This is a genomic window from Pseudoalteromonas sp. KG3 (assembly GCF_030436385.1).
GTDB lineage: Bacteria > Pseudomonadota > Gammaproteobacteria > Enterobacterales > Alteromonadaceae > Pseudoalteromonas > Pseudoalteromonas prydzensis.
Genome location: NZ_CP098523.1, coordinates 1575920 through 1598889 on the forward strand (window position 1 = coordinate 1575920; position 22970 = coordinate 1598889).

20 protein-coding genes are annotated in these 22970 nt (G+C 41.3%); 3 read left to right on the forward strand and 17 right to left on the reverse strand.

What is annotated here, in order from left to right:
- Positions 1 to 23: 23 nt before the first annotated feature.
- From NDQ71_RS07610 to NDQ71_RS07675, 14 genes are all read right to left on the reverse strand, one after another.
- Positions 24 to 3110 (reverse strand): ligand-binding sensor domain-containing diguanylate cyclase, encoded by a 3087-nt coding sequence (locus NDQ71_RS07610; protein ID WP_301562526.1) that lies wholly within the window; start codon positions 3108 to 3110, stop codon positions 24 to 26.
- Positions 3111 to 3140: 30 nt separating this feature from the next.
- On the reverse strand, positions 3141 to 3626 hold the full coding sequence (locus NDQ71_RS07615) for a phosphatidylglycerophosphatase A (protein ID WP_283710215.1): 486 nt from the start codon (positions 3624 to 3626) through the stop codon (positions 3141 to 3143).
- Positions 3623 to 4597, reverse strand: coding sequence for a thiamine-phosphate kinase (gene thiL / locus NDQ71_RS07620; protein ID WP_301562527.1), 975 nt, complete (start codon positions 4595 to 4597; stop codon positions 3623 to 3625). Before thiL ends, NDQ71_RS07615 begins: the two co-directional genes overlap by 4 nt.
- Positions 4598 to 4641: 44 nt before the next feature.
- Complete coding sequence (gene nusB, locus NDQ71_RS07625; protein WP_192542055.1) at positions 4642 to 5052, reverse strand: transcription antitermination factor NusB; 411 nt, start codon at positions 5050 to 5052, stop codon at positions 4642 to 4644.
- Between the two features lie 15 nt (positions 5053 to 5067).
- Complete coding sequence (gene ribE / locus NDQ71_RS07630; RefSeq protein ID WP_064667290.1) at positions 5068 to 5532, reverse strand: 6,7-dimethyl-8-ribityllumazine synthase; 465 nt, start codon at positions 5530 to 5532, stop codon at positions 5068 to 5070.
- 101 nt (positions 5533 to 5633) lie between these two features.
- The gene (ribBA, locus tag NDQ71_RS07635; RefSeq protein ID WP_192542054.1) at positions 5634 to 6746 is read right to left on the reverse strand and encodes a bifunctional 3,4-dihydroxy-2-butanone-4-phosphate synthase/GTP cyclohydrolase II; all 1113 of its coding nucleotides are present in this window, start codon (positions 6744 to 6746) and stop codon (positions 5634 to 5636) included.
- Between the two features lie 29 nt (positions 6747 to 6775).
- Entirely contained in the window at positions 6776 to 7429 is a 654-nt protein-coding gene (locus NDQ71_RS07640; protein ID WP_064667288.1) for a riboflavin synthase, read from the reverse strand.
- Between the two features lie 25 nt (positions 7430 to 7454).
- Complete coding sequence (gene ribD, locus NDQ71_RS07645; protein WP_301562528.1) at positions 7455 to 8591, reverse strand: bifunctional diaminohydroxyphosphoribosylaminopyrimidine deaminase/5-amino-6-(5-phosphoribosylamino)uracil reductase RibD; 1137 nt, start codon at positions 8589 to 8591, stop codon at positions 7455 to 7457.
- Position 8592: 1 nt separating this feature from the next.
- A complete protein-coding gene (gene nrdR, locus NDQ71_RS07650; RefSeq protein WP_016708083.1) occupies positions 8593 to 9042 on the reverse strand; it encodes a transcriptional regulator NrdR in 450 nt (149 codons plus the stop codon).
- 103 nt (positions 9043 to 9145) lie between these two features.
- Positions 9146 to 10402: a serine hydroxymethyltransferase gene (gene glyA, locus NDQ71_RS07655; protein WP_064667286.1), complete on the reverse strand. Its 1257-nt coding sequence runs from the start codon at positions 10400 to 10402 to the stop codon at positions 9146 to 9148.
- 314 nt (positions 10403 to 10716) lie between these two features.
- Complete coding sequence (thrC, locus tag NDQ71_RS07660) at positions 10717 to 12000, reverse strand: threonine synthase (RefSeq protein WP_301562529.1); 1284 nt, start codon at positions 11998 to 12000, stop codon at positions 10717 to 10719.
- Positions 12001 to 12018: 18 nt separating this feature from the next.
- Positions 12019 to 12945: a homoserine kinase gene (gene thrB / locus NDQ71_RS07665; protein WP_064667284.1), complete on the reverse strand. Its 927-nt coding sequence runs from the start codon at positions 12943 to 12945 to the stop codon at positions 12019 to 12021.
- A 9-nt stretch (positions 12946 to 12954) separates the two neighbouring features.
- Entirely contained in the window at positions 12955 to 15372 is a 2418-nt protein-coding gene (gene thrA / locus NDQ71_RS07670) for a bifunctional aspartate kinase/homoserine dehydrogenase I (protein ID WP_301562530.1), read from the reverse strand.
- A gap of 230 nt (positions 15373 to 15602) precedes the next feature.
- Positions 15603 to 15968: a response regulator gene (locus tag NDQ71_RS07675; RefSeq protein ID WP_192542050.1), complete on the reverse strand. Its 366-nt coding sequence runs from the start codon at positions 15966 to 15968 to the stop codon at positions 15603 to 15605.
- Between the two features lie 279 nt (positions 15969 to 16247).
- Here NDQ71_RS07675 and NDQ71_RS07680 point away from each other — a divergent pair, with 279 nt between their 5' ends.
- Positions 16248 to 18011: a HAMP domain-containing sensor histidine kinase gene (locus NDQ71_RS07680; RefSeq protein WP_192542049.1), complete on the forward strand. Its 1764-nt coding sequence runs from the start codon at positions 16248 to 16250 to the stop codon at positions 18009 to 18011.
- Between the two features lie 120 nt (positions 18012 to 18131).
- On the forward strand, positions 18132 to 19043 hold the full coding sequence (gene rdgC / locus NDQ71_RS07685; protein WP_192542048.1) for a recombination-associated protein RdgC: 912 nt from the start codon (positions 18132 to 18134) through the stop codon (positions 19041 to 19043).
- A gap of 65 nt (positions 19044 to 19108) precedes the next feature.
- Here rdgC and NDQ71_RS07690 read toward each other — a convergent pair whose 3' ends face one another.
- Entirely contained in the window at positions 19109 to 19948 is an 840-nt protein-coding gene (locus NDQ71_RS07690) for an HDOD domain-containing protein (RefSeq protein ID WP_192542047.1), read from the reverse strand.
- 264 nt (positions 19949 to 20212) lie between these two features.
- On the opposite strand from NDQ71_RS07690, the gene NDQ71_RS07695 reads away from it, so the two are divergent.
- Positions 20213 to 21913 (forward strand): Zn-dependent hydrolase, encoded by a 1701-nt coding sequence (locus tag NDQ71_RS07695; RefSeq protein ID WP_192542046.1) that lies wholly within the window; start codon positions 20213 to 20215, stop codon positions 21911 to 21913.
- Between the two features lie 77 nt (positions 21914 to 21990).
- Here NDQ71_RS07695 and NDQ71_RS07700 read toward each other — a convergent pair whose 3' ends face one another.
- Entirely contained in the window at positions 21991 to 22521 is a 531-nt protein-coding gene (locus NDQ71_RS07700) for a hypothetical protein (RefSeq protein WP_192542045.1), read from the reverse strand.
- A 31-nt stretch (positions 22522 to 22552) separates the two neighbouring features.
- Positions 22553 to 22948, reverse strand: a complete 396-nt coding sequence (locus tag NDQ71_RS07705; protein WP_192542044.1) for an HIT domain-containing protein — start codon at positions 22946 to 22948, stop codon at positions 22553 to 22555.
- Positions 22949 to 22970 lie beyond the last annotated feature (22 nt).

A 22970-nucleotide genomic window follows, 5' to 3' on the forward strand; every position in this document is an offset into this window, starting at 1 on the left:
GCATTTCTTATTATCGGGTTTAATTAGCGCATCCAAACTTTAATATCGGCTAAACCATTAGCTTGCAATACACTCAGCTGCTGCTCAACATTATTAGTTTGTTCAAATTCAAAGGCATCTAGCTGTTCATCAAAGGTGATATTGGCTACACCATCGCCGCCGCGTTTTTTCACTTGATGCAGTGCGATATCGGCTAAGTTCACCGATGTTTCCCAACCTATCACTTGACCGCCTAATAACGGTAATGGATAAAATGAAAAACCAATTGATGCGGTTAAATTAATATTATCGCCACTAGGTAGTTTGAATGTGTGCTGCGCTATGACTTTACAAAGCTCAGCAACATAGCTATCGATAGCACTGCGTTTAAAGTCGCGTAATAGTAATAAAAACTCATCACCACTCCAACGCGCTACATAATCTGAGCCCTGAGTACGTGAGTTAAGTAATGCGGCCATTTGCTGCAAACAACTATCCCCTCCAATCGGCCCATGGGCATCATTAATACGGCTAAAATTATCAAAATTAATAATTAACAGTATTAAGGATTTACCCTGCGCTTGTAATGATTGCGAGTTACGCTGGAAATGCTCGATATCTTTTGGTAATTGATCAAATAAGAAACGCCGACTACGAAGTCCTGTCAGCTCATCAGAGTGACTCATTAATTTAAGCTGCGAGTTAACTTGGTTAAGTTTATCATTCGCTTGACGTAGCTCACCGGTACGCTCTGTGATCAGGCTTTCTAGTGCGGTTTGTTTACGACGCTCTTGCTTTCTAAATGCCCAGAACACCAAATAAAATAACAAAATAAAGCTGCTGGTAATAAGCAGTCTAAAGTAAATTGTCTCATCGAAACGTCTTGGTACCACAAATGAATATTCTGTACGTTGCGCCTTTTGCCAACCTTCACCTTGGCGTTTAGCTTCAAGCTGGAATAAAAATGCACCCGGCGGTAAATTAGTATAAATAGCTTCGCGACGAGTATTAGCATAACGCCAATCACTGTCGAGGCCACTTAAGCGATAACGAAATTCAATACTGGTTGGCGCATAATAGTCAATTGCCGTGTATTTTAGGGTGATATCACGCTCATCAATTTCTAACTCTGGGTTACGTCCTAGCGCCGCTGTAGCAAGTTTACGTAGCCCTGTATTTAAACTCTCAACTTTGGGTTTTAATGGTTTAATACCAAATAACTCAATGTCTTTGGGGATTTCTACCACACCTTGTAAGCTTGGGTACCAGATTGAGTTACCCGACTCAGCCACAGCATCATGACCTAAACCAGTACAACATTGGCTCGCTTTACCATCCAGCTGGCGATCATAAGATGAAATTACTTGCTCTACTTTTAAACTTTCAATATCGCCACTAAATTGCTCAACTGGCATGCGGTAAACACCTTTCATGGTACTCACCCAAATTCGCTTTAGCTTTTCATCGTAGCGTAAACTGAAAATTGATCCATAAGGTAACCCATTGGTTGCATCTAACTGACGCCAATATCCTTGCCCACTGCGATAAAACAAACCGTCATTTAATGAGCCGATCAAGATACCAACGCCTTCAATGTTTAGAATGCTGGTAACATAAGCACTTTCAAGACTAGTTTGATCGCCAATTTTTTCTATGCCACGATCAGTAAAATAGTAAGCCCCTTTACTGGTACCAATTAGGCCAAAATTTGCTTCATCAACAACGTAGGTAATAAACTTACTACCTAAAAATGCGTTATATGCAAACGGGGTTAAACCTCCATAGCTCAGTCGATACATTCCCCTTCCTGTACCAAGCCAGAACCCGCCTTTGCTAGAGCGGCTAATTGCGAACACCGGATTATCTTTTAAGGCACGCCCTGGGACTGCGAATAAGGTGTTATTTTCATAAAAAAACACTCCACGACCGGTAGCGATATATAAGCGCGAGCCATCAAACTGGAGATCATGCACAGCAGCACGGCCATATTGATTACTTGGTATCTGATTAATGAAGTTTTTATTGAGATCAAAATAGCCCACCCCACTGCGGTTTGCCACCCACAATCGCCCATCTGGAGCTTGGCTAATTGCCATTACCGCCTCGGTCATTTGCGATATAGCTGAGTGGCGCTCAATACGCCCTTCGTGGGCAAGCCATAAGCCTTCACTAAAACTGGCTAGCCAAATGTTATTATCATTATCGCGAAATAAATCGGCAAACCAAATACTTTGGTCAAGCTGGCTAGGTTCAACCCATTGCCAATCACCTGAGTTATCACGAAATAATAAACGCCCATAGGTCGAAATCCACAATGCTCCGTTGGAGTCACTCATAAATTTATAGACCGCAGAGTTATTGCCATTGGGCAGCGGGAAAGGTCTTAGCTCATCATCTAAATCTAAAAAGTAAGCACCGAGTTCTGACGCTAAATATAAATTACCTTCAAGCCAGGCTAAATCATGAATAATGGTTTGTGCTAAGCGTTCTGGGAGCGATATTTTTGCAGTCAGCTCTAAGCGTAACTTGGCAAAATCAGAAGAAGAATTAGTTAAGCGCAGCAAGTAGCGTTCGTTTACCAGCCAAATGCCTTCTGGCGATAATGCCAGCTGACTGACAGTACCAACAATTTGCTTTACTGAACTGGCTGTTACCACAGGTACATATGAGCCATTATTTATACTGAGGTTGATTTGATTGCGAGATACAAAATATAAGCCGTTGGCAGCAACCCAAAGACTGCCTTTAGCATCTTCTATAATATCCCGTACAGGGCCTTTCACCGTGAATTCTTGCGCTGCCATTGTGGTTGGATCTATCACCACAAGGCCATCTTTAGTACCAACCCATAAATAGCCTTGGCTATCAATCAACAACTTATTGATGCCATTACTGGGCAAAAAGTCACTATTTAAGGTGTTGTAATTGGTGAATGTATTACCATCAAAACGGCTGAGGCCAAACTGAGTGCCCAGCCACATATAACCTTGCTCATCCTGTACAACACTTTTCAGTGATTGCGAAGGTAAGCCATTTTGCATATTCCATTGCTGTACAACATAGTCGGTAATTGACGCCTTACTTGGCATACTGCATAACAGCACAATAATAACCAATAAAAACCGCATCATAACGTCAATACCTCGTTGCAAAAACTAAGGTTAAAAGGGCAAATAACCCATTTTAAACAATGCCTGAACACAAATTAATGAAAATATACCCGCTAAAACATCATCTGCCATAATACCGAAGCCACCGTGTAGGCGTTTATCAAGTATTCGAATAGGCCCAGGTTTAACGATATCAAAAAAGCGAAACAGTACAAAGCCAACCAATAAAGATTGCCAACTGATCGCTGCACCTATCATGGTAATGTAAAATCCGGCCACTTCATCCCACACGATAGCAGGGTGATCATGAACGCCAAGATCATCGGCGGTTTTTCCACATGCCCAAAGGCCAAAAACACTGATCACCACAGCAAACACTATTTGTAACCACAGCGGAAAATACATAGTAGTAAAAATAAAAGGCAGTGCTGCAAAGGTACCAAATGTACCGGGTGCTTTCGGCGCCAGCCCTAAACCAAAACCCAAACCAAAAAATTGATGAGGGCGTTTTAAATTAAATAACGCGGGTTTATTCAAACCGACTCCTTGGTGAAGTGCTCAAAACCTGTATGTTCATACGCTAGCTTTTCGCCATCAAGCATTAACTCGATTTGCCCTTCACCACTTTTTATTTGACCAATACAGGCGGCATCAACCCCGTATTGCTGTAATTTCACTTCCAACATACTTTTATTACTATCAGGCACAGTAAAGAGTAACTCATAGTCATCCCCATAATTGAGGATAAAAGGCAGTTGCTGATTTGGATCTAAAGTAGCACGCATTGCATCTGAGGTTGGTATTTTATTCACATCAATACAGGCACTCACTTGAGACATAGCCAGTACATGGCCTAAGTCTGCGACCAGTCCATCAGAGATATCAATAGCGGCCGATGCTAGACCACGCAACATTTGCCCTGCAGCAACCCGCGGTGTCGGATAATCAAATCGCTGATTAACATAACTTAAATACTCGGGAGCAATTTTAATCCCTTGTTTACGCGCTTCAATGGCAAGACCTGCATCGCCTAGTGGCCCAGTGACATAAACCCAGTCGCCTACTTTAGCACCGCTACGGCGTAGAGCTTTGCCTTGCGGCACAGTGCCTTTTGCACAAATAGTAATAGTCAACGGGCCTTGCGTGGTATCACCACCAATAATTTGCACATTAAAGTATTCGGCAATTTCATGCATGCCCTCGGTAAACTCTTCAAGCCACTCAACGTCAATACTCGGTAAGGTTAACGCTACCGAAATCCATGTAGGCTCAGCCCCCATTGCCGCTAAATCACTTAAATTTACCGCCAATGCACGATGACCTAAAGCGCGCGGTGCAATATCATCAAAAAAGTGCACGCCAGCGACAAGTGTGTCTGTCGTAACGGCTAATTGGCAGTTCTCTGGCACAGTCACCAAAGCACAATCATCACCAATCCCTACATTAACATCGCGGCGACTAATACCGCGACCTTTAAAGTAGCGATTGATTAATTCAAATTCCTTCATACACAAAAAAGCCGGCCTATGCCGGCTCTCCTTTTACGGTTACATTACTTGCGTAAATGCTTTACCGCTTTATCAAGTACACCATTAACAAATTTATGGCTATCTTCTGCGCCAAAAATTTTAGCAAGCTCAATACCTTCATTGATAGCCACTTTATATGGTACATCTTCACGGAATTTCAGCTCATAGCTGCTTAAACGTAAAATAGCGCGTTCAACTTGGTCTAACTCATCAAATGGACGAGTTAAATGTGGCGATACGGCTTCGTCTAGTTGCTTATGATTTACCGCAACACCACGCGAAAGATCTTTAAAGTATTCAACATCAATTTTAGTTACATCGTTTTCGATCAACATTTGTTGTTCAATATCGGCAATTGCATTGCCGCTTAATTGCCAAGAATAAACGGCTTGAAGTGCTAAGATACGTGCTTTACGTCTTGCTGCTGGTTTCACAAAAATTCCTTAAACTTAAATTTTATCTAACACATTAACCATTTCAAGTGCACCTAAAGCAGCTTCGCCGCCTTTGTTGCCCATTTTAGTGCCCGCGCGTTCAATCGCTTGCTCAATGCTTTCTGTGGTTAATACGCCAAATGCAACTGGGATATCGTACTCAAGCGACACTTGCGCTAAGCCTTTATTCGATTCGCCCGCGACCAGATCAAAGTGTGGCGTACCACCTCTGATCACTACGCCTAAAGCGATAATTGCATCATACTGTTTTTTTGCTGCAACGCGTTTCGCTGCTAAAGGTAATTCAACCGCACCAGGTACATAAACTACAGTAATATCATCATCTGATACACCACCAGTACGTTTCAATTCATCAACAGCACCGGCTAAAAGGCTACTACCAATAAAGTCGTTAAAGCGAGAGATTACGATAGCGAATTTCTTGCCCGGAGCGTATTTATTACCTTCAATAATTTTCATTCGATAACCCTAAAAAATAAGTTCAAGCGGTTGCGATTGCGCAAAAATTGCTGCGCATCATACCATATAAATAAAATAATAGCCTAGTTTAAGCGTCGTGCTTATTGTGGTTCTACGTAGTCAACCACTTCTAGGTGGAAGCCTGATAATGCATGGTACTTTTTAGGCAGGCTCATTAAGCGCATTTTTTCTATGCCTAAGTCAGCCAAAATTTGTGAGCCAACACCAACAGTGCGCGATGTACCTTGGAATTTACGGTGTGCTACTGTCTCACCAGCATCTTCGGCGGCAAAGGCTTTCACCGTTGCTTCTAACTCATCCGTGCACTCTTGTTTGCCAAGGATCACTAACACCCCTTGGTGTTTTGCGATATAAGCCATCGCATCTGATAAACCCCAGCTTCTGTCGGCACTGCGATCTGATAATAAAATATCGTTAAAGGTACTTTGTAAGTGAACGCGCACTAAAGTTGGCTCATTCGCTTTTACTTCACCATTTAATAGCGCGTAGTGCAGTTGACCATCGATGGTATCTTTATAAGTTACTAAATCAAACTCACCATGCACAGTTGGCAACTTACACTTGGCCACTTGTTCAATAGTCGTTTCATTTATATTGCGGTATTCAATAAGATCAGCAATGGTGCCGATTTTAATATTATGTTGCTCAGCAAACACTTCTAAATCAGGACGACGCGCCATTGTGCCATCGGCATTGAGAATTTCTACGATCACTGATGATGGCTCTAATCCTGCTAAACGCGCTAAATCACAACCCGCTTCTGTATGCCCTGCACGAGTTAACACGCCACCGGGTTGTGCCATAATTGGAAAAATATGCCCAGGTTGCACGATATCGCTAGGTACTGCACCTTTGGCAATAGCCGCTTGCACTGTACGCGCACGATCGGCTGCAGAAATACCGGTAGTCACCCCTTTAGAAGCTTCAATGGACATAGTGAAGTTAGTTGAAAAAGCAGCGCCGTTATTTTTCACCATCAGTGGTAAGTCTAGTTGCTCACAACGCTCTTGGGTCATCGTTAAGCAGATCAGACCACGGCCGTGCGTTGCCATAAAATTGATTGCTTCAGCACTAATATGTTCCGCGGCAATAATTAAATCGCCTTCATTTTCTCTGTCTTCATCGTCCATCAAAATAACCATTTTACCGGCTTTAATGTCATCAATAATTTCTTGTGCGCTGTGTAAATTCATAATCTGCTCGTATAAGTTGTGGAGTATTTTTACTTTATAAAGCCAGCTTGAGCTAATAAGCTCATTGAAATATCTGAACTTGCTGGTTGCTCTGCGCCTTTGATCAAGCGCTCTAAATAGCGGGCTATTTGATCGACTTCTAAGTTTACTTGTGTGCCAACTTTAAAATCGGCTATAGTCGTTTGCTCACTGGTGTGCGGCACAATGGTCAGTTTAAAGGTATTAGCGTCTACCGCGTTTACCGTTAAGCTAATGCCATCAATACACACTGAACCTTTATAAGGAATGTATTTCATCAATTGTGCATCGGTGCTGAGCCAATATTCAACGGCGCGGGCATTAGGTGTGATTGCGGTGATTGTCGCAATACCATCAACATGACCAGACACTAAATGCCCACCGAGGCGAGACACCGGTTGCATGGCTTTTTCAAGGTTTACTTTTTGCCCTTGTTTATAATGTGCGAAGCCTGTCAAACCAATCGTTTCATTAGATAAGTCAGCGCTAAAACCATCGCTGTGCTTTGCTACTACGGTTAAACACACACCGTTGGTTGCAATGCTGTCACCTAAATTGACATCCGCCATATCAAGGTTATTACTTTGAATGCGAATAGCTAAGTCGCCTTGTTTTTGCTGTAATTCGCTGATCGTGCCAGTCGCTTCAATGATCCCAGTAAACATAGTCGTTACTCTTTAAATAATTTGGTTAAGGCAATGCAACTAAACGTGGTATTGCAGTAATACGAATATCATCACCAATCGGTACACATTCGTTTATAGTTAAATCAATCGCCTCTTGCATAGAGGTCAGTTCCGCAAAGTTTAGTAAGCTTTTACCATCATTTCCTAACAATTTCGGCGCAAGGTAGACAATATACTCATCGATTAAATTATATTCCGCCATTTTACCTGCTAAGGTTGCCCCTGCTTCTAGCCAAATATGATTAAACTGCTGCTGTTGTGCCAACTGTTGTAATGCGGCCTTTAAATCAACTTTATTATCTTTTTCGGGCACTACAAGATGAGTTACGTAATGCGGCCATGACACTGATTTATCAAGCTCAGTGGTGATAATTATTATCTCGCTTGCGATACTAAATAAGGCAAAATCTGGCGTTAAACGATTTTGTGAATCGATAATAATACGCACAGGCTGGCGAACCGGTAATTGAGTCGGCAACGGTTCAGGCAGTTCATCAACACGCACATTGAGTTTTGCATCATCAATTAATACTGTGTCTGCCCCCGTTAAAATCGCGCAGCTTTGCGCACGCTGTAATTGCACATCTTGACGAGCTGCAGTGCCCGTAATCCACTTACTCTGCCCGTTTTTAAGCGCGGTTTTACCATCTAGACTTGCCGCCATTTTACAGGTAACAAACGGCATTCCCTGTTCCATACGCTTTAAAAAACCACGGTTTAACAAGCGAGCTTGAGGCTCTAGTAAACCGGATGCAACCTCAATCCCTGCATCGGCTAAAATGGCTAAGCCTTTACCTGCTACTTGTGGATTGGGATCAACCATGGCCGCAATCACTTTTGCTACCCCTGCGGCTTTTAAGCCTTCTGCACAAGGGGGGGTGCGACCAAAATGGCTGCATGGCTCCAAGGTAACGTAAGCGGTTGCGCCTTTTGCTTGTGTGCCAGCCATCATTAGTGCATTAACTTCAGCATGACCTTGGCCAGCAACTTGATGAAAACCTTCGCCAACAATAATATTATCTTTTACCAGCACACAGCCCACATTAGGGTTAGGTGTCGTGGTAAAACGCCCTTGTTTGGCAAGCTCAATCGCGCGCGCCATATAAATTTTATCGTATTCAGTAAATTGCGTTGGGTGCATATTATTCTCCCAAACGGGCGATTTCCTCACCAAATTCGCGGATATCTTCAAATGAGCGATACACTGAAGCAAAACGGACATACGCTACTTTATCGAGTTTTTTCAGCGCTTCCATGATGCATTCGCCAATCAGGTGACTGGAAATTTCCCGCTCACCTGTGGCACGTAATTGCGATTTGATGATATTAACTACTTCATCAACTTGTTCTGTACTGACGGGGCGCTTTTCTAATGCGCGATGAAGACCATTAAGCAGTTTGTCTTCATTAAACGGTTCACGGCTGCCATCTTGTTTGATCACTCTTGGCATTACAAGCTCTGCCCCTTCAAAGGTAGTAAAGCGTTCATGGCATTCATTACATTCACGACGACGTCTTACTTGGTGACCACCGCCAACAAGGCGCGAGTCAATCACTTTGGTATCTTTTGCGGTGCAAAATGGACAATGCATAAGTATTAGCTTCCGTTAAAAAACAAAAAAGGCCGCTTTTAAGCGGCCTTTATAATAGCAAAAAACAACGCTATTGTGATCTAAATTACTGTCAGCTTAACAATTAAGCGTAAACTGGTAATTTTTTACAGATTGCTTTAACTTTCTCTTTTACTTGTGCCTGTACAGACTCATCATTGATGTTGTCTAGTACGTCACAGATCCAGCCAGCAAGCTCTTTTGATTCTGCTTCTTTAAAACCACGACGCGTGATTGCAGGAGAACCAATACGTAAGCCAGACGTCACAAACGGTGAACGCGGATCATTTGGCACTGAGTTTTTGTTAACAGTGATATTAGCATTACCTAATGCTGCATCAGCGTCTTTACCAGTGATGTCTTTATCGATTAAATCAAGTAAGAACAAGTGGTTTTCTGTTTTGTCAGAAACAATTTTGTAGCCGCGCTCTTGCATTACAGCAACCATAGCCTGGGCATTTTTAACAACTTGTGTTTGGTATACTTTAAACTCTGGTTGTAGTGCTTCTTTAAATGCCACTGCTTTTGCTGCAATGATATGGCATAAAGGACCACCTTGGCCGCCAGGGAATACAGCGCTGTTTAGCTTTTTGTAAATCGCTTCGTCGCCACATGCAGAGATGATTAAACCACCACGAGGACCCGCTAATGTTTTATGCGTTGTTGTAGTAACAACATGTGCATGAGGTACTGGGCTTGGGTATACGCCAGCAGCAATAAGACCCGCAACGTGAGCCATATCAACAAACAGGTAAGCACCTACTTTATCAGCGATTTCACGGAATTTAGCCCAATCAACAATACCTGAGTATGCTGAAAAACCACCGATGATCATTTTTGGTTTGTGCTCAAGAGCAAGCGCTTCAACTTGTGCGTAATCAATTTCGCCTGTCGCTTCGTCAAGCCCATATTGGATTGCATTGTAAAGCTTACCAGAGAAGCTTACATGTGAACCGTGCGTTAAGTGACCACCATGCGCTAAGCTCATGCCTAGTACAGTGTCGCCCGCATCTAAAAGTGCTAAGAAAACAGCTGCATTCGCTTGCGAACCCGCATGTGGCTGAACGTTTGCGTAATCTGATCCAAATAATTCATTGGCACGGTCAATCGCTAATTGTTCAACAACGTCAACGTGCTCACAACCACCGTAGTAACGCTTGCCTGGGTAACCTTCAGCATATTTATTAGTTAACTGTGATCCCTGCGCTTCAAGTACGCGTGGGCTACAGTAGTTTTCAGATGCAATTAGCTCAATGTGTTCTTCTTGACGAGCAGTCTCTTTGTTGATTGCGTCAAATAACTCTGGATCAAAATCCGAAATATTCATGCTACGTTCTAACATGGGGGCTCCTAGGGCAACGTGTATGGTATTTTTTAAAGGCTGAATTATACGCTGAAAACGTCAATTTGCCTATGGTGTAAAGATGAACATATTTAAACAGGGATTGAATTTAATTCACAGTGCTTTTGTAATGATATTTTTTTATTGAAACATAAAAATATTTAATGTTAAAACCAAGCTTACATTTAATTTTTTAATGCGAACTAATCGTCCTTAAAACTCTCGGGAACCACTGTAGTAATAGCTTTAATGCAATAAAAAAGCGCTATAAATAAGGCTCATAGCGCTTTTATTGTACTATTTTAATGTCTTGATTAACCTAACTTCGCTAATAGCTCTTCACGCAATGTATGGTAATCATCTTTAATATCTTGTGCTAAACATGGCTTTGCTAAGGCATCCGCTAATGGTTTTGGCATTTCAAGTTCAATATCAAGTATCTCTTCGACACTCTCTTTGAACTTCGCAGGGTGTGCTGTAGCTAAGAAAATACCTGCTGAATCAGTAGCTAAGTTAGCTTTAAGGCCCTGATAAGCAATCGCTGTATGCGGTTCAGCCACATAACCGGTTTGTTGAATTTTTTTCATCACTGCTTGCGTGTCATTTTCATTGACGCTAGTTGAATAAAAATCATCATAATTAAACCAATTGTTATCGAGCATGGTTTGTACACGGGGCCAATTATTAGGTTTACTCACATCCATCGCATTTGACAGTGACTCAATTGTGGCATTTGGCGCCCAGTTTTTATCCAGCATAAAACGCGGTACTGTGTCATTTTGATTGGTTGTCGCGCTTAATTTGCCCACCGGTAGACCAATGACCGCACCAATCATCGCCGCACACACATTACCAAAGTTACCACTTGGTACTGAGATATGTGCATTAGCACGCTGCTCTTTTAGCAATTGCGCGATGGCTTCAAAGTAATAACACACTTGTGCAACCAGACGGCTGATATTAATAGAGTTTGCTGAATTTAACCCTAACCGCGATTTAACTTCATCGTCTAAAAAGGCGTTTTTAACCATCGCTTGGCAATCATCAAAGCTGCCATCAACCGCATAACAGTGGATGTTATTACCCAGTGTTGTGAACAGTTTTTGCTGCGCTAGTGAGATTTTGCCTTTTGGATACAAGATGACTACATCGATGTTTGGTTTATTATAAAATGCATGGGCAACCGCTGCACCAGTGTCGCCTGAAGTTGCGGTTAGGATTGTGGTTTTTTCACCTTGGCTAAATTGCGCCAAGCACTCAGCCATAAAGCGCCCACCAAAGTCTTTAAACGCCAGCGTTGGACCATGAAACAACTCTAAACAATAAATGTTCTTTTCAACTTCAACTAGTTTTACAGGGAAGTTAAACGCATTTTGCACCATCTGTGCAACAGTATCCGCTGGCAGCTCATCACCAATTAAGTGCGATAATATCTTGCTGCTACGAGTAACAAAGTCCATTTCCAGCAATGCGTCAATATCAGCAATAGGTACAAGTGACTCGGGAAAGAATACCCCTTGATTGCGCCCTAACCCTGTTTTAACCGCTTCAACGAACGACACTTTTTGTGAATCATCTTTTAGATTATGTAATTGCATTATTAATTCCTTAAATTCTTATAACTGACGCGTGCCGGCGTTATCGAGCTTGCAAATATGGCAAAAGCCCTGCTCATTAATATAGTTTTGTTCAAGCCACTGCGCGCATTGCTGCGCTGCTGCAAGGGTTTTACACACGGTAAATAAAGTAGGCCCAGCACCTGAGATACTGACAATTTCAGCGCCAAGCTCTGGTAATGCCGCTTTTGCTTCACTAAAACCATTGATCAAGGGAGCACGATGCGGCTCTGCGATTTCATCACTCATAATGGAGAGTGCTTCATCAAAGCGACTAGTTAACAATAAAGTACTAAACGCTGATAAGCGCTGCGCAAATTCAACACTGGCATGCATGCTGAGTTGTTTTGGTAACACAGAACGTGCTTTAGCTGTGTTCAGTGAGAAACCAGGGAAAGCCGCCACATAGTACCAACTTTCATCAACCGGTAAGGCAATTGATTTATTTGGAATTAAGTCACCCGTTAACTGTAAGCCACCTAAATAACACGGCGTGATGTTATCGTAATGACGACCACCACTGACAATCGCTTCAAAATCTGCCATCAACTCAATCAGTTGCACTTGACTTAACTGTGTACCAGCAAATTTATCCAAGGCTGCAAATGTTGCTACTACAGAGCAAGCACTTGACCCCAAACCAGAACCAATTGGTAAATTCTTTTTCAGTTCCAATTTTACGCTTGGCATGGTTGGCGCAACCTGTTCACGAAAATGCACAAGGCACTGATAAGCGAGATTTTCACTAGCATCACTAGGCAATTTATGTGCATAGTCGCCTGAGCAAACAAACTCATCAGTCGCCGCGGCAGTTACCGCCACAACGTCACCTAATAATGTGCCGTCAATTGGCGCAAGTGCTGCGCCAAGTGCATCAAAGCCTACTGCAAAGTTACCAATAGAAGCCGGAGCATATACTTCAATCATAGCTCTCTCCTAGCGCGATAGTGTTTTTAAAATATCAGCAAATACACCTGCTGCTGTAACCGCAGAGCCTGCACCATAACCACGAATAACGAATGGACGTGGCTGGTAGTATTCACTCAATATTGCCAATGCGTTCTCGCCATCACGAATAACTGAAAGTGCGTGTGTCGCATCAACTGCTTCAATGCCAACTTTACAGTGACCAGCTTTGATTGTACCTACATAACGAAGTACTTTCCCTTCACTAGCAGCACTTTGAATGCGGTCGTTAAAGGCGGCATCTAAACTTGGTAGTTTCGCCATAAATTCAGCAACATCATCACCTTCAGCAAAACCCGCAGGCAGTACTGATTCAACTTCGATATCGCTAAGCTCTAATTTCAACCCGGCTTCACGGGCAATAATTAATAGCTTACGAGCCACGTCGGTGCCCGATAAATCATCACGGGGATCCGGCTCTGTAAAGCCACTTTCTTTGGCTTTAATAGTGGCTTCTGATAATGACAAGCCATCTTGTAGTGCACCAAACATATACGACAGTGAACCGGATAAAATACCGCTGAATTCAAGTAACTCATCGCCTGCACCAAATAGTGACTGTAAGTTATCAATAACAGGCAGACCGGCACCAACGTTAGTTTCATATAAAAACTTACGGTTGTTCTTTTGCGTTGCGGCAATTAGTTCTTGGTAATATGGATACGAGCTAGTATTGGCTTTTTTATTTGCTGCAACAACATGAAAGCCTGCATTCAAAAAGTCAACATATTGCGCGGCTAAAGCATCTGAAGACGTACAATCAACTAACACAGGGTTGATCAAATGGTTTTGTTTAACAAATTGCTCAACCAGTTTTAAATCAAAAGCTTGCTCTGATAATGCTAACTTTTGTTGCCAATCATCAAAGGCAATGCCTTCACTATCCAAGTGTAACTGACGAGAATTAGCCACACCGTACAAGTTTAGTTTGATGTTACGCTTTTCAAGCCATGCTTGTTGACGCTCTAATTGTTGAATTAGTTCTTGGCCAACTAAACCGCAGCCTAATAAAAACACATCAATTGACGGAATATGAGTAAAGAAGTTTTCGTGACACACTTTAACCGCATCGTTGCACAACTCGCCATCAATCACTGCTGAAATTGCACTTTCTGTTGAATCTTGCGCGATTGCAACAATGTTAACTTGTGCTTGTGCAAGGGATGCAAAAAACTTAGCCGCTAAGCCTTTGTGAGCACGCATATTATCACCAACTAGGGTTACAATTGCTAAGTTGCGTTGCACATGCACCGGCTCAATTAAACCAGCTTGCGATTCAAGTTCAAAAGCACTTTGCAATGCTTCAAGAGCTAGCGGTAAATCTGATTCATGAACACAAAAGCTAATACTAAATTCGCATGACGATTGAGTAATTAAAACGATAGATACATTATCGTGAGCAAGGGCATTAAATACCTTCGATGCCATCCCAACTTTGCCTTTCATACCTGGGCCAGACACCGTTAGCATGGCAAGGTTTTGCAGGCTAGATAAGGCTTTTACCGGCTCCGATGACACATTTTCATTACTGATCAATGAGCCTTGTGCATCTGGGTTATGGGTATTTTTAATTTCACATGGCACACCCGCTTTAGCGCAGGGTAGAATTGTTTTAGGGTGCAACACTTTCGCGCCAAAGTAAGACAGCTCCATTGCTTCTTTATATGATAAGAAATCTACTTTAGTGGCTTTTTTAATATAACGCGGATCGGCACTGTACACACCGTCAACATCCGTCCAAATTTGGCACACTTGCGCTTCTAAACACGCTGCCGCGATTGCAGCTGAATAGTCAGAACCATTACGACCTAAAGTAGTTAGTTGCCCTTGTTCGTTGCTGGCTGTAAAACCTGGCATGATATAAATAGTAGCTGGGTTGGCTTTTAAGGCAGCTTGAAAACGAATTTTACTTGCTGCTAAATCAGCTTCAGCATCACTATAACCACCTGTTGATGCGATGCAATCTGTGGCTTCAAGGTAACGGGCGTTGTGTGAACTTAATAAGCATTGCATTAGTGATACGCTAACACGTTCACCAAAGCTAATCACATAAGCGCGTACTTGATCTGGACAACATTGGATTAACTTAACCCCCGCTAATTTATTTTGCAGTTCATTTAGATCAGGCCAGTTCTGTACTTCTCCAAAGTCAGCGGCAACAGCCGCTTTTAAACTTTCGCAACGGGTAACGAGTGCATCCCATTGTTCGCTATAATCAAGTCCCAGCTCTGCCGCACTTGCTAAAGCGACCAGTGAATCGGTCATGCCACCGGGCGCTGATAACACCAATAACATTTCATCTTTTAATTGTGCTTTAACTAACTGAGCTACCTGTTGTAAACATGCAAAGTCGGCAAGCGACGACCCGCCAAATTTTAATACGCGCATTTTTTATGTTTCCTCATCCCATAAAACGAAAAAAGGCCTGTGTTCTTAGTGAACACAGGCCTTTAAATTTGTTGCACCGACCTATGCCACTATCCAGTTAGAATGGTGGTTGTAATAATAATGGTCAATACGTGATTATTTGTTTTCATAGCCCTTAGACTGCCTTAAACATGGCTATTCTGTCAACCCTTAATAAAAAGATAAATTATGCTTTTTGGTTATAAACAAATCTAATGAATGCCAAATTTATGCAGGGTTTCATTTAATCTGGTTTTATCTATTGGCTTATCAATAAAATCAATAGCGCCTAACTTTGCGACACGCTGTTTCATTGCATGTTGAATATCAGCAGAAATTACCAGCACAAAACATTCAATTTTCTGCGCTTTAATACTTTCAAGCACCTGCACACCATCAATTTCAGGCATTGTTAGATCAAGACACAATAAGTCAAAATTATGCGTTTTCATTAACTCTAAGGCTTCGCGGCCATTTTTTGCTTGCATAATATCTGCTGTAATACATTCATTTAAACAACGCACAACTTGTTTGCGTGCTACTGTAGAATCATCACACACCAATACGGAAAAATTCATAATATTGACAACTAAAATACCGATAATAGATCACTGAGTGAGGCTAATTGTCACTCAAAAAATCATAATGTTACAAAGTGATTGTGATTTTATAACACAAAAATTTAACAGCGATAAGCTTAAGTTTCTGCTAAAAAAAGAAAAATAGGCAATATACGGCTAAATAAGATTATTTTATTTATTTTTAAACATTTATTAGCTAACTTTAGTATTTAATGTACTCGTTGCTAGGGTATAAATTAAGCTTTGTGTAAAAAATAAAGGAGCTATGGGACCCCCATGCTACAAAAAAGCCTGTCGAAGAAGCTACTTACCAGCGTGTTATCCGTCTACTTTTTATTAACTTTTGTAGTGACGTGCGGGCAAGTTATAGCAGAGTATGTGAACACGAAAGATTATATCCGTGATGAATTAACGACTCTACAAAAAACCTTTAGCCGTAGTTTAACTCGCGCTATTTGGGAACTAAACACCAAACAAACCATCACCACTACTGAAGGTTTATTAGCGATTCCTATGATCGAAGGCATCATTGTCCGTGATGATAGCGGCGAAATAATCTCACAGCTAGGTCGCTCGTTAGATATTCGCGAACTGTACAGTCAGCAATTAGTGCAAGAAGAAGCCATTATTGAAGATACCCCATCGGGCTTATTTGGTTATACCTTTCCATTGATCTTTGAATTTTCAGGACGCGCCACCCAAGTCGGTGATGTCACACTGTTCTCAAGTCGAGAAGTGGTATTTAGCCGTATTATGATCTCAATTTACTTTTTAATTGGTAATGCGATGATCAAAACTACTTTTTTGATCATCTTATTTTTAATGGCATTTAGAAAGTTACTCACCGAACCCCTAGCGCAATTGACAGAGCAAATAGAAGACCTTGAGTTAAACGACCTCGAAGGACAACATATCGAGATAGAAACGAGTGAACACAACGAATTAAAAGTGATGGAGCAATCATTCAATAAATTAATCGATAAAGTTGTGCAATACCGTAAAGAGCTTGAACAAACACAAAAGAAATTAATGATCAGTAACGAAAAACTTGATCAACAAAACCTGCAACTGGAGCAGGAAGTAGCTCGTAAAACATCAAACTTAAGTCAGGCGATGATGGATTTACAGCAGCAAAAATACGAACTAGAAAAACAAAAACTAACACTCACTGAAGAAATTGATTTACGCCGTCATACTGAACAAGAATTACTGACTAAACAAACCGAAATGCAGCGTTATGTTGATGAGCTCAATATGGCACAAGAGCGCCTAGTAGGCTCAGAAAAAATGGCTGCTTTAGGTGGACTCGTTGCCGGTATTACTCATGATATTAATACACCAGTAGGCATTGGTGTTACTGCCACCTCTTTTTTACAAGAGCGGCTATTACAAATAGAAGCGGCCTACAAAGATAAAACCCTCTCTCCTAAAGCGCTGGAAGAGTTTATTAATGATGCCAAGCAAAGTACCAACCTATTAACCACCAATTTAGACCGCGCTTCTGAACTGGTTGCCAGCTTTAAGCAAATCGCCGTCGATCAAGCCAGTGAAGCGGTACGCACCATTAACTTTAAAGAGTATTTAGGTGAAGTCATTCGTTCATTGCACCCTAAAATTAAACATACCAGCCATCAAATTAATTTAGATTGCCCAGACGATTTAATCCTCAACCTGCCAGCGGGGGCGATCAGTCAAATATTTACTAATTTAATTATGAACTCATTGATCCACGGTTTTGATGGCATCAATAACGGTATTATTGATATTGCAATTAAAGATGAAGACGACCAAGTGATTATCGACTTTAAAGACAATGGCAATGGGGTCACTGAACAACAACTAGAGAAACTATTTGACCCGTTCTTTACCACCAAACGCGATCAAGGTGGCAGCGGCCTTGGCACCCACATCACCTTTAACTTGGTCAAGCAAACTCTCAGCGGTGAAATTGAGGTAACCAGCTCACCTGGAAAAGGCTTGCACTACCATATTAGTTTCCCCAAAGACATGCCAAAACCTTTATCTATATTTAATAACTAGGTCGCGATACTGATTGCCTAAGACATTGCTTAATTGCTAAACGTTTGGCCAATCAGTCATTTGCGCATCAGCTTTTTATTGCTATGATTGGGCAAATTTACCGAATGGATCAATTTCCCTATGTGGTTTAGTAACCTTATTTGTTACCGCTTTAAACAAGACGTTTCATACACTCAAGAAGACTTTGATAAAGCCTTAGAACAAGATTTATTTCGCCCTTGTGGCAGCCAAGATTTAAGTACCTTTGGCTGGACAAAAGCCTTTGGTAAACACGGTGATACCCTTGCCCATTTTTCGCAAAAATGTATTTTAGTATGCGCAAAACGTGAAGAAAAAGTACTGCCAGCGTCAGTGATCAATGACATGGTTGCTGAAAAAATTGAACAGATCGAAGCTGAAGAAAATCGCCCAGTTAAGAAAAAAGAAAAAGATGAGCTAAAAGAAAATATTCTCCATAGCTTATTACCACAAGCATTTAAAAAATCGAGCTTGCAGTTTGCTTTTATCGACCAAGAAAACGGCTGGGTTGTCGTCAATAGCGGCAGTTTTAACAAAGCCGAAGAGTTATTGGCGTTACTTCGTAAATCATTAGGCACGTTACCTGTTGTTCCTGCGTTTGCTAACTATGATTTAGACGTATTCTTAACAGACTGGTTAACCAACTTTAGCACCCCAGAAGGCTTTGCGATTGGCTCAGATGCTGAACTTGAAGAAGCCGATGACAGTGGCGCGCAAGTAAAACTTAAAGGCCATGACCTTGCCTGTGATGAAGTGAAATCACACCTTGAAAGTGGTAAACGCGTAACTAAACTAGCCCTTGATTGGCAAGAGCGGCTTAAGTTTATGCTGCAAAACGACGGTTCAATTAAACGCCTTAGTTACTCAGAAACATTAAAAGAAGAAAACGCAGATATCCCTAAAGAAGACATGCTAGTTAAACTTGATGCTGACTTTATTCTTGCATCAGAAGAAATAAAACAACTGCTTGAGGAATTAACAGCGGGCTTAGGTGACATTGAAGACTTAGCCTAAATACTGACTGAGTTTTAAATACTAAAAAAGCGCCCTTTTGGCGCTTTTTTAACTAACGACTTAGCTCAACTAAAGACCGATTTCACATCATCGAGCATATCATTGTATTCATCAGTCGAGAAAATATCTAACGATGGGATCACGCCTTTATCAATATAAGTTTGCAGTGCCGCAGACTTATCAGAGACTTGTAAAATACCTTCCATGATGGCACCTATACGAATGAAATCAACATAGCTAATATGCTCAGGGCGATAATTTGGGTTTGCCCAGCTTTCGGCCACCTCAACAAACTCATCTGTAAATTCCCATGCTCGCATAATTGCACCGCCTACTTTACCACTGAGCTTTTGTATCGCATGTGCTAAAAAGCTTGGGTTTGCAAACACTTCAGGATGGCGTTCGGCTTCAGTTAAGATAGGTAATACACCAATATTATAAACTAGCGATGCTAAGGTAATGGTGTCGCGATTGAGTGATGTGTTTTTGTTTTCTTTTAAATAAAATTCCAGCAGTGTAATTGAATGGCACGCTACTGTTAGCGTTTTTTGCCATGCTTTGTCCATATACCCTTTGATCAATTCATTATTTGAAACAAATAACTGCTCCATCGCCATTGCCGTCGCAATGTTCTTAATTTGACGCAAACCAATGCGGGTTACCGCCTGATTAAGATTAGAAACTTTAACCGAGCGTCCCAGAAACGCACTATTTGCGACTTTAATCATCCGTGCTGCTAATGCTGGATCATGGGAAATAACATCAGCCATTTGCGCCAAATTTACATCTGGATTATCAGCAGCTTGGCGTACACGTACCGCAACCTCTGGTAGGGTTGGTAAAACTAACGTGTCATTATTAATACGATCAACCAAAATGGTCAGTAGTGCGTTTTCTGTTGACATAAATGTGTCATCCTTTTGTATGATTTGTTTAAATACTCAAATCATGGATTCTTTTAGATACAGTATTGCCTAAGTTACCGCTAAAGTTAAGAAAATTACAGAAAATAGTTTAGTTTATTTTCTACTAAAATTTATAACCCAAAGCCTAGAGTCAAGGAAGCTTGCTATTTACGCATAACATTTGCTTTAATGCTGACACAACAAGGAAGCGCAGTCCTTTGTACCTAGGGCATATATTAAATCCACTTTTTAACAGGCAACATAATGACTCTTAATAAAATAAGCCAAGCACTCATCCTTAGCGGTGCCGTTTTTCTTAGCGCATGTTCTGAACAAGCCAGCACCTCGAAAACCTCTGCTGACGTTGCAACCCCGGTCACACAAACACAAGTTGGCGGCCCACAACTTATTAATGCAGATGCTAGTCGCTTAGATATCTATACTGACTTTAGTTTAACCACTGATTTATCACATTTAAGTGACAACCAAAAAGCACTAGTTGCTAAGCTTATTGATGCGTCAAAAATAATGGATGACCTATTCTGGCGCCAAGCATTTGGTGAAAATAAAGCATCATTTTTAGCTAAAATAAATGATCCTAAAATCCAAAAATTTGCCGATATAAACTACGGCCCATGGGATCGGTTAAATGGCGATGAAGCGTTTTTATCTGGCTATGAAGAAAAAACGGCAGGCGCACAGTTTTATCCTGCTGACATGACTAAAGAAGAACTAAACAAATCAGATGTAACCGATAAAAACGGCCTTTACTCTGTAATTAAGCGCGATGAAAGTGGCAAACTTTATAGCGTAGCGTATTCAATTGAATACGCACAAGCTCTTGAAAAAGCAGCTAACCTGTTACGTGAAGCAAGTAAACTAGCTGATGACAAAGAATTTGCTAACTACTTAAACTTACGTGCCGATGCACTACAAAATGATGATTATCAAGCATCTGATTTTGCATGGATGGACATGAAGAATAACCCTATTGACGTGGTTATTGGTCCAATCGAGACCTATGAAGATCAATTATTTGGCTCACGTGCTGCCTTTGAATCTTATGTTTTAGTAAAAGATTTAGCTTGGTCTGAACGCCTTGCAAAGTTTGCTGCATTTTTACCTGAGCTACAAAAAGGCTTGCCTGTTGATGCCAAATATAAACAAGAAGTACCAGGCTCTGACGCAGACTTAAACGCATACGATGTTGTTTACTATGCAGGCCATTCAAATGCGGGTAGTAAAACTATAGCTATCAACTTACCTAATGACGAACAAGTGCAACTTGAAAAAGGCACTCGTCGCTTACAACTTAAAAATGCGATGCGCGCTAAGTTTGATAAAATTTTAGTGCCGATCTCTGAGCAACTAATCGTTCCTGAACAGCGCAAACACATCACCTTTGATGCGTTTTTTGCCAATACTATGTTCCACGAAGTGGCTCATGGTTTAGGCATTAAAAACACCATTACAAATAAAGGCACAGTGCGCCAATCACTACAAGAACACGCTAGTGCGCTTGAAGAAGGCAAAGCCGATATATTAGGTTTGTACATGGTTGAGCAGTTACTTAACAAAGGTGAAATCACCGAAGGTACATTAGAAGATTACTATATTACCTTTATGGCGGGTATCTTCCGCTCAGTGCGCTTTGGTGCATCGAGTGCTCATGGTAAAGCAAATATGATCCGTTTTAACTTTTTCGCACAAGAAGGGGCGTTTTCTAAAAACGAGCAAGGCCTTTACAGTGTTAATATGGAAAAAATGGGCCAAGCTATGGCGAAATTATCACGCTTGATTTTAACCCTACAAGGTGATGGCGATTACCAAAAAGTTGACCAGCTAATTGCTACGCATGGTGATATTAAAGCAGAGCTTGCTAAAGACTTAGAAAAGCTAAGCCAAGCAAATATCCCGGTAGATGTAACTTTCAAGCAAGGTAAAGATGTACTCGGCCTTAATTAATATGAGCTAAATTAGTTCACAGAAAAAGCGTTACACTGTAACGCTTTTTTTCTTACTCTGATTATTTATCTGTCCAATTATTTATCACTCATGACTTCACGAACAATCGGCTCTAGACTTGCCATTCCCCACTGCTTACCGGTTTCAATTGCAGACTCTATATCAGCGCCTTGCTGATGGGCTGAAATAGCCATTAATGCACCAACGCGATTACTGCTTGCACAATGAACAACCACTGACTCACCTTTGAGTTGCTTTAAAAGACTGGCTAATCGTTTTGCATTATCAATGTTTACATCTTGTACACCCGCAATCTCAATTGCGTGATAGTTCATCCCTAAAGAGTTTACTAACGCCCCTTCATCCCAATCTTGCTCATTGGCTGCTCGTAAATTAATTACGTGCTTCACCTTAGCGTGCGATAGTTGCTTAAACTGCTCATCAGTTGGTTGCGCTGCTGAAAAAACCAAGTTGTTATGTGCTGCCAAGTTTTTAATATTGGCGTTATTTACCAATTCTATAGCTACGGGCTTCTCGCTCGCTACCACTGTTGAAGCAGCAATGGCTGCAATAAATACACTGGCACAAAGTTGCTTTATTAATTTCATACTATCCCCTAAAAGTAACTCATTCTGATTTTCAAAAATGCGTTTTTAATTGTTCTACCTGCTCATTAGTATAAGGGATGCTCGGAAACTTGCCCCAAACAGGCGCAGGCCATGCGGCGTCGCTTTTAAAACGTGCAATATGATGAATGTGTAACTGGGGCACCATATTACCAAGCGCGGCAACATTGAGTTTATCTGGGTTAAACACTTCTTTAAGTAACAGACTTAATTTCGCTGACTCTTTCATTAATAGCAATTGTTCAGCGTCATCTAAATCAATGCTCTCTTTTAAACCCGCCTTACGAGGTACCAAAATAAACCAAGGATATTGGCTGTCATTCATCAGTAATACTTTACATAAAGGCCAATCTGCCACTTCAATACAATCACGAGCAAGCTCTGGGGCGAGAGAAAATTCAACCGTCATTTTTTATTCCTTACCAAAAGTA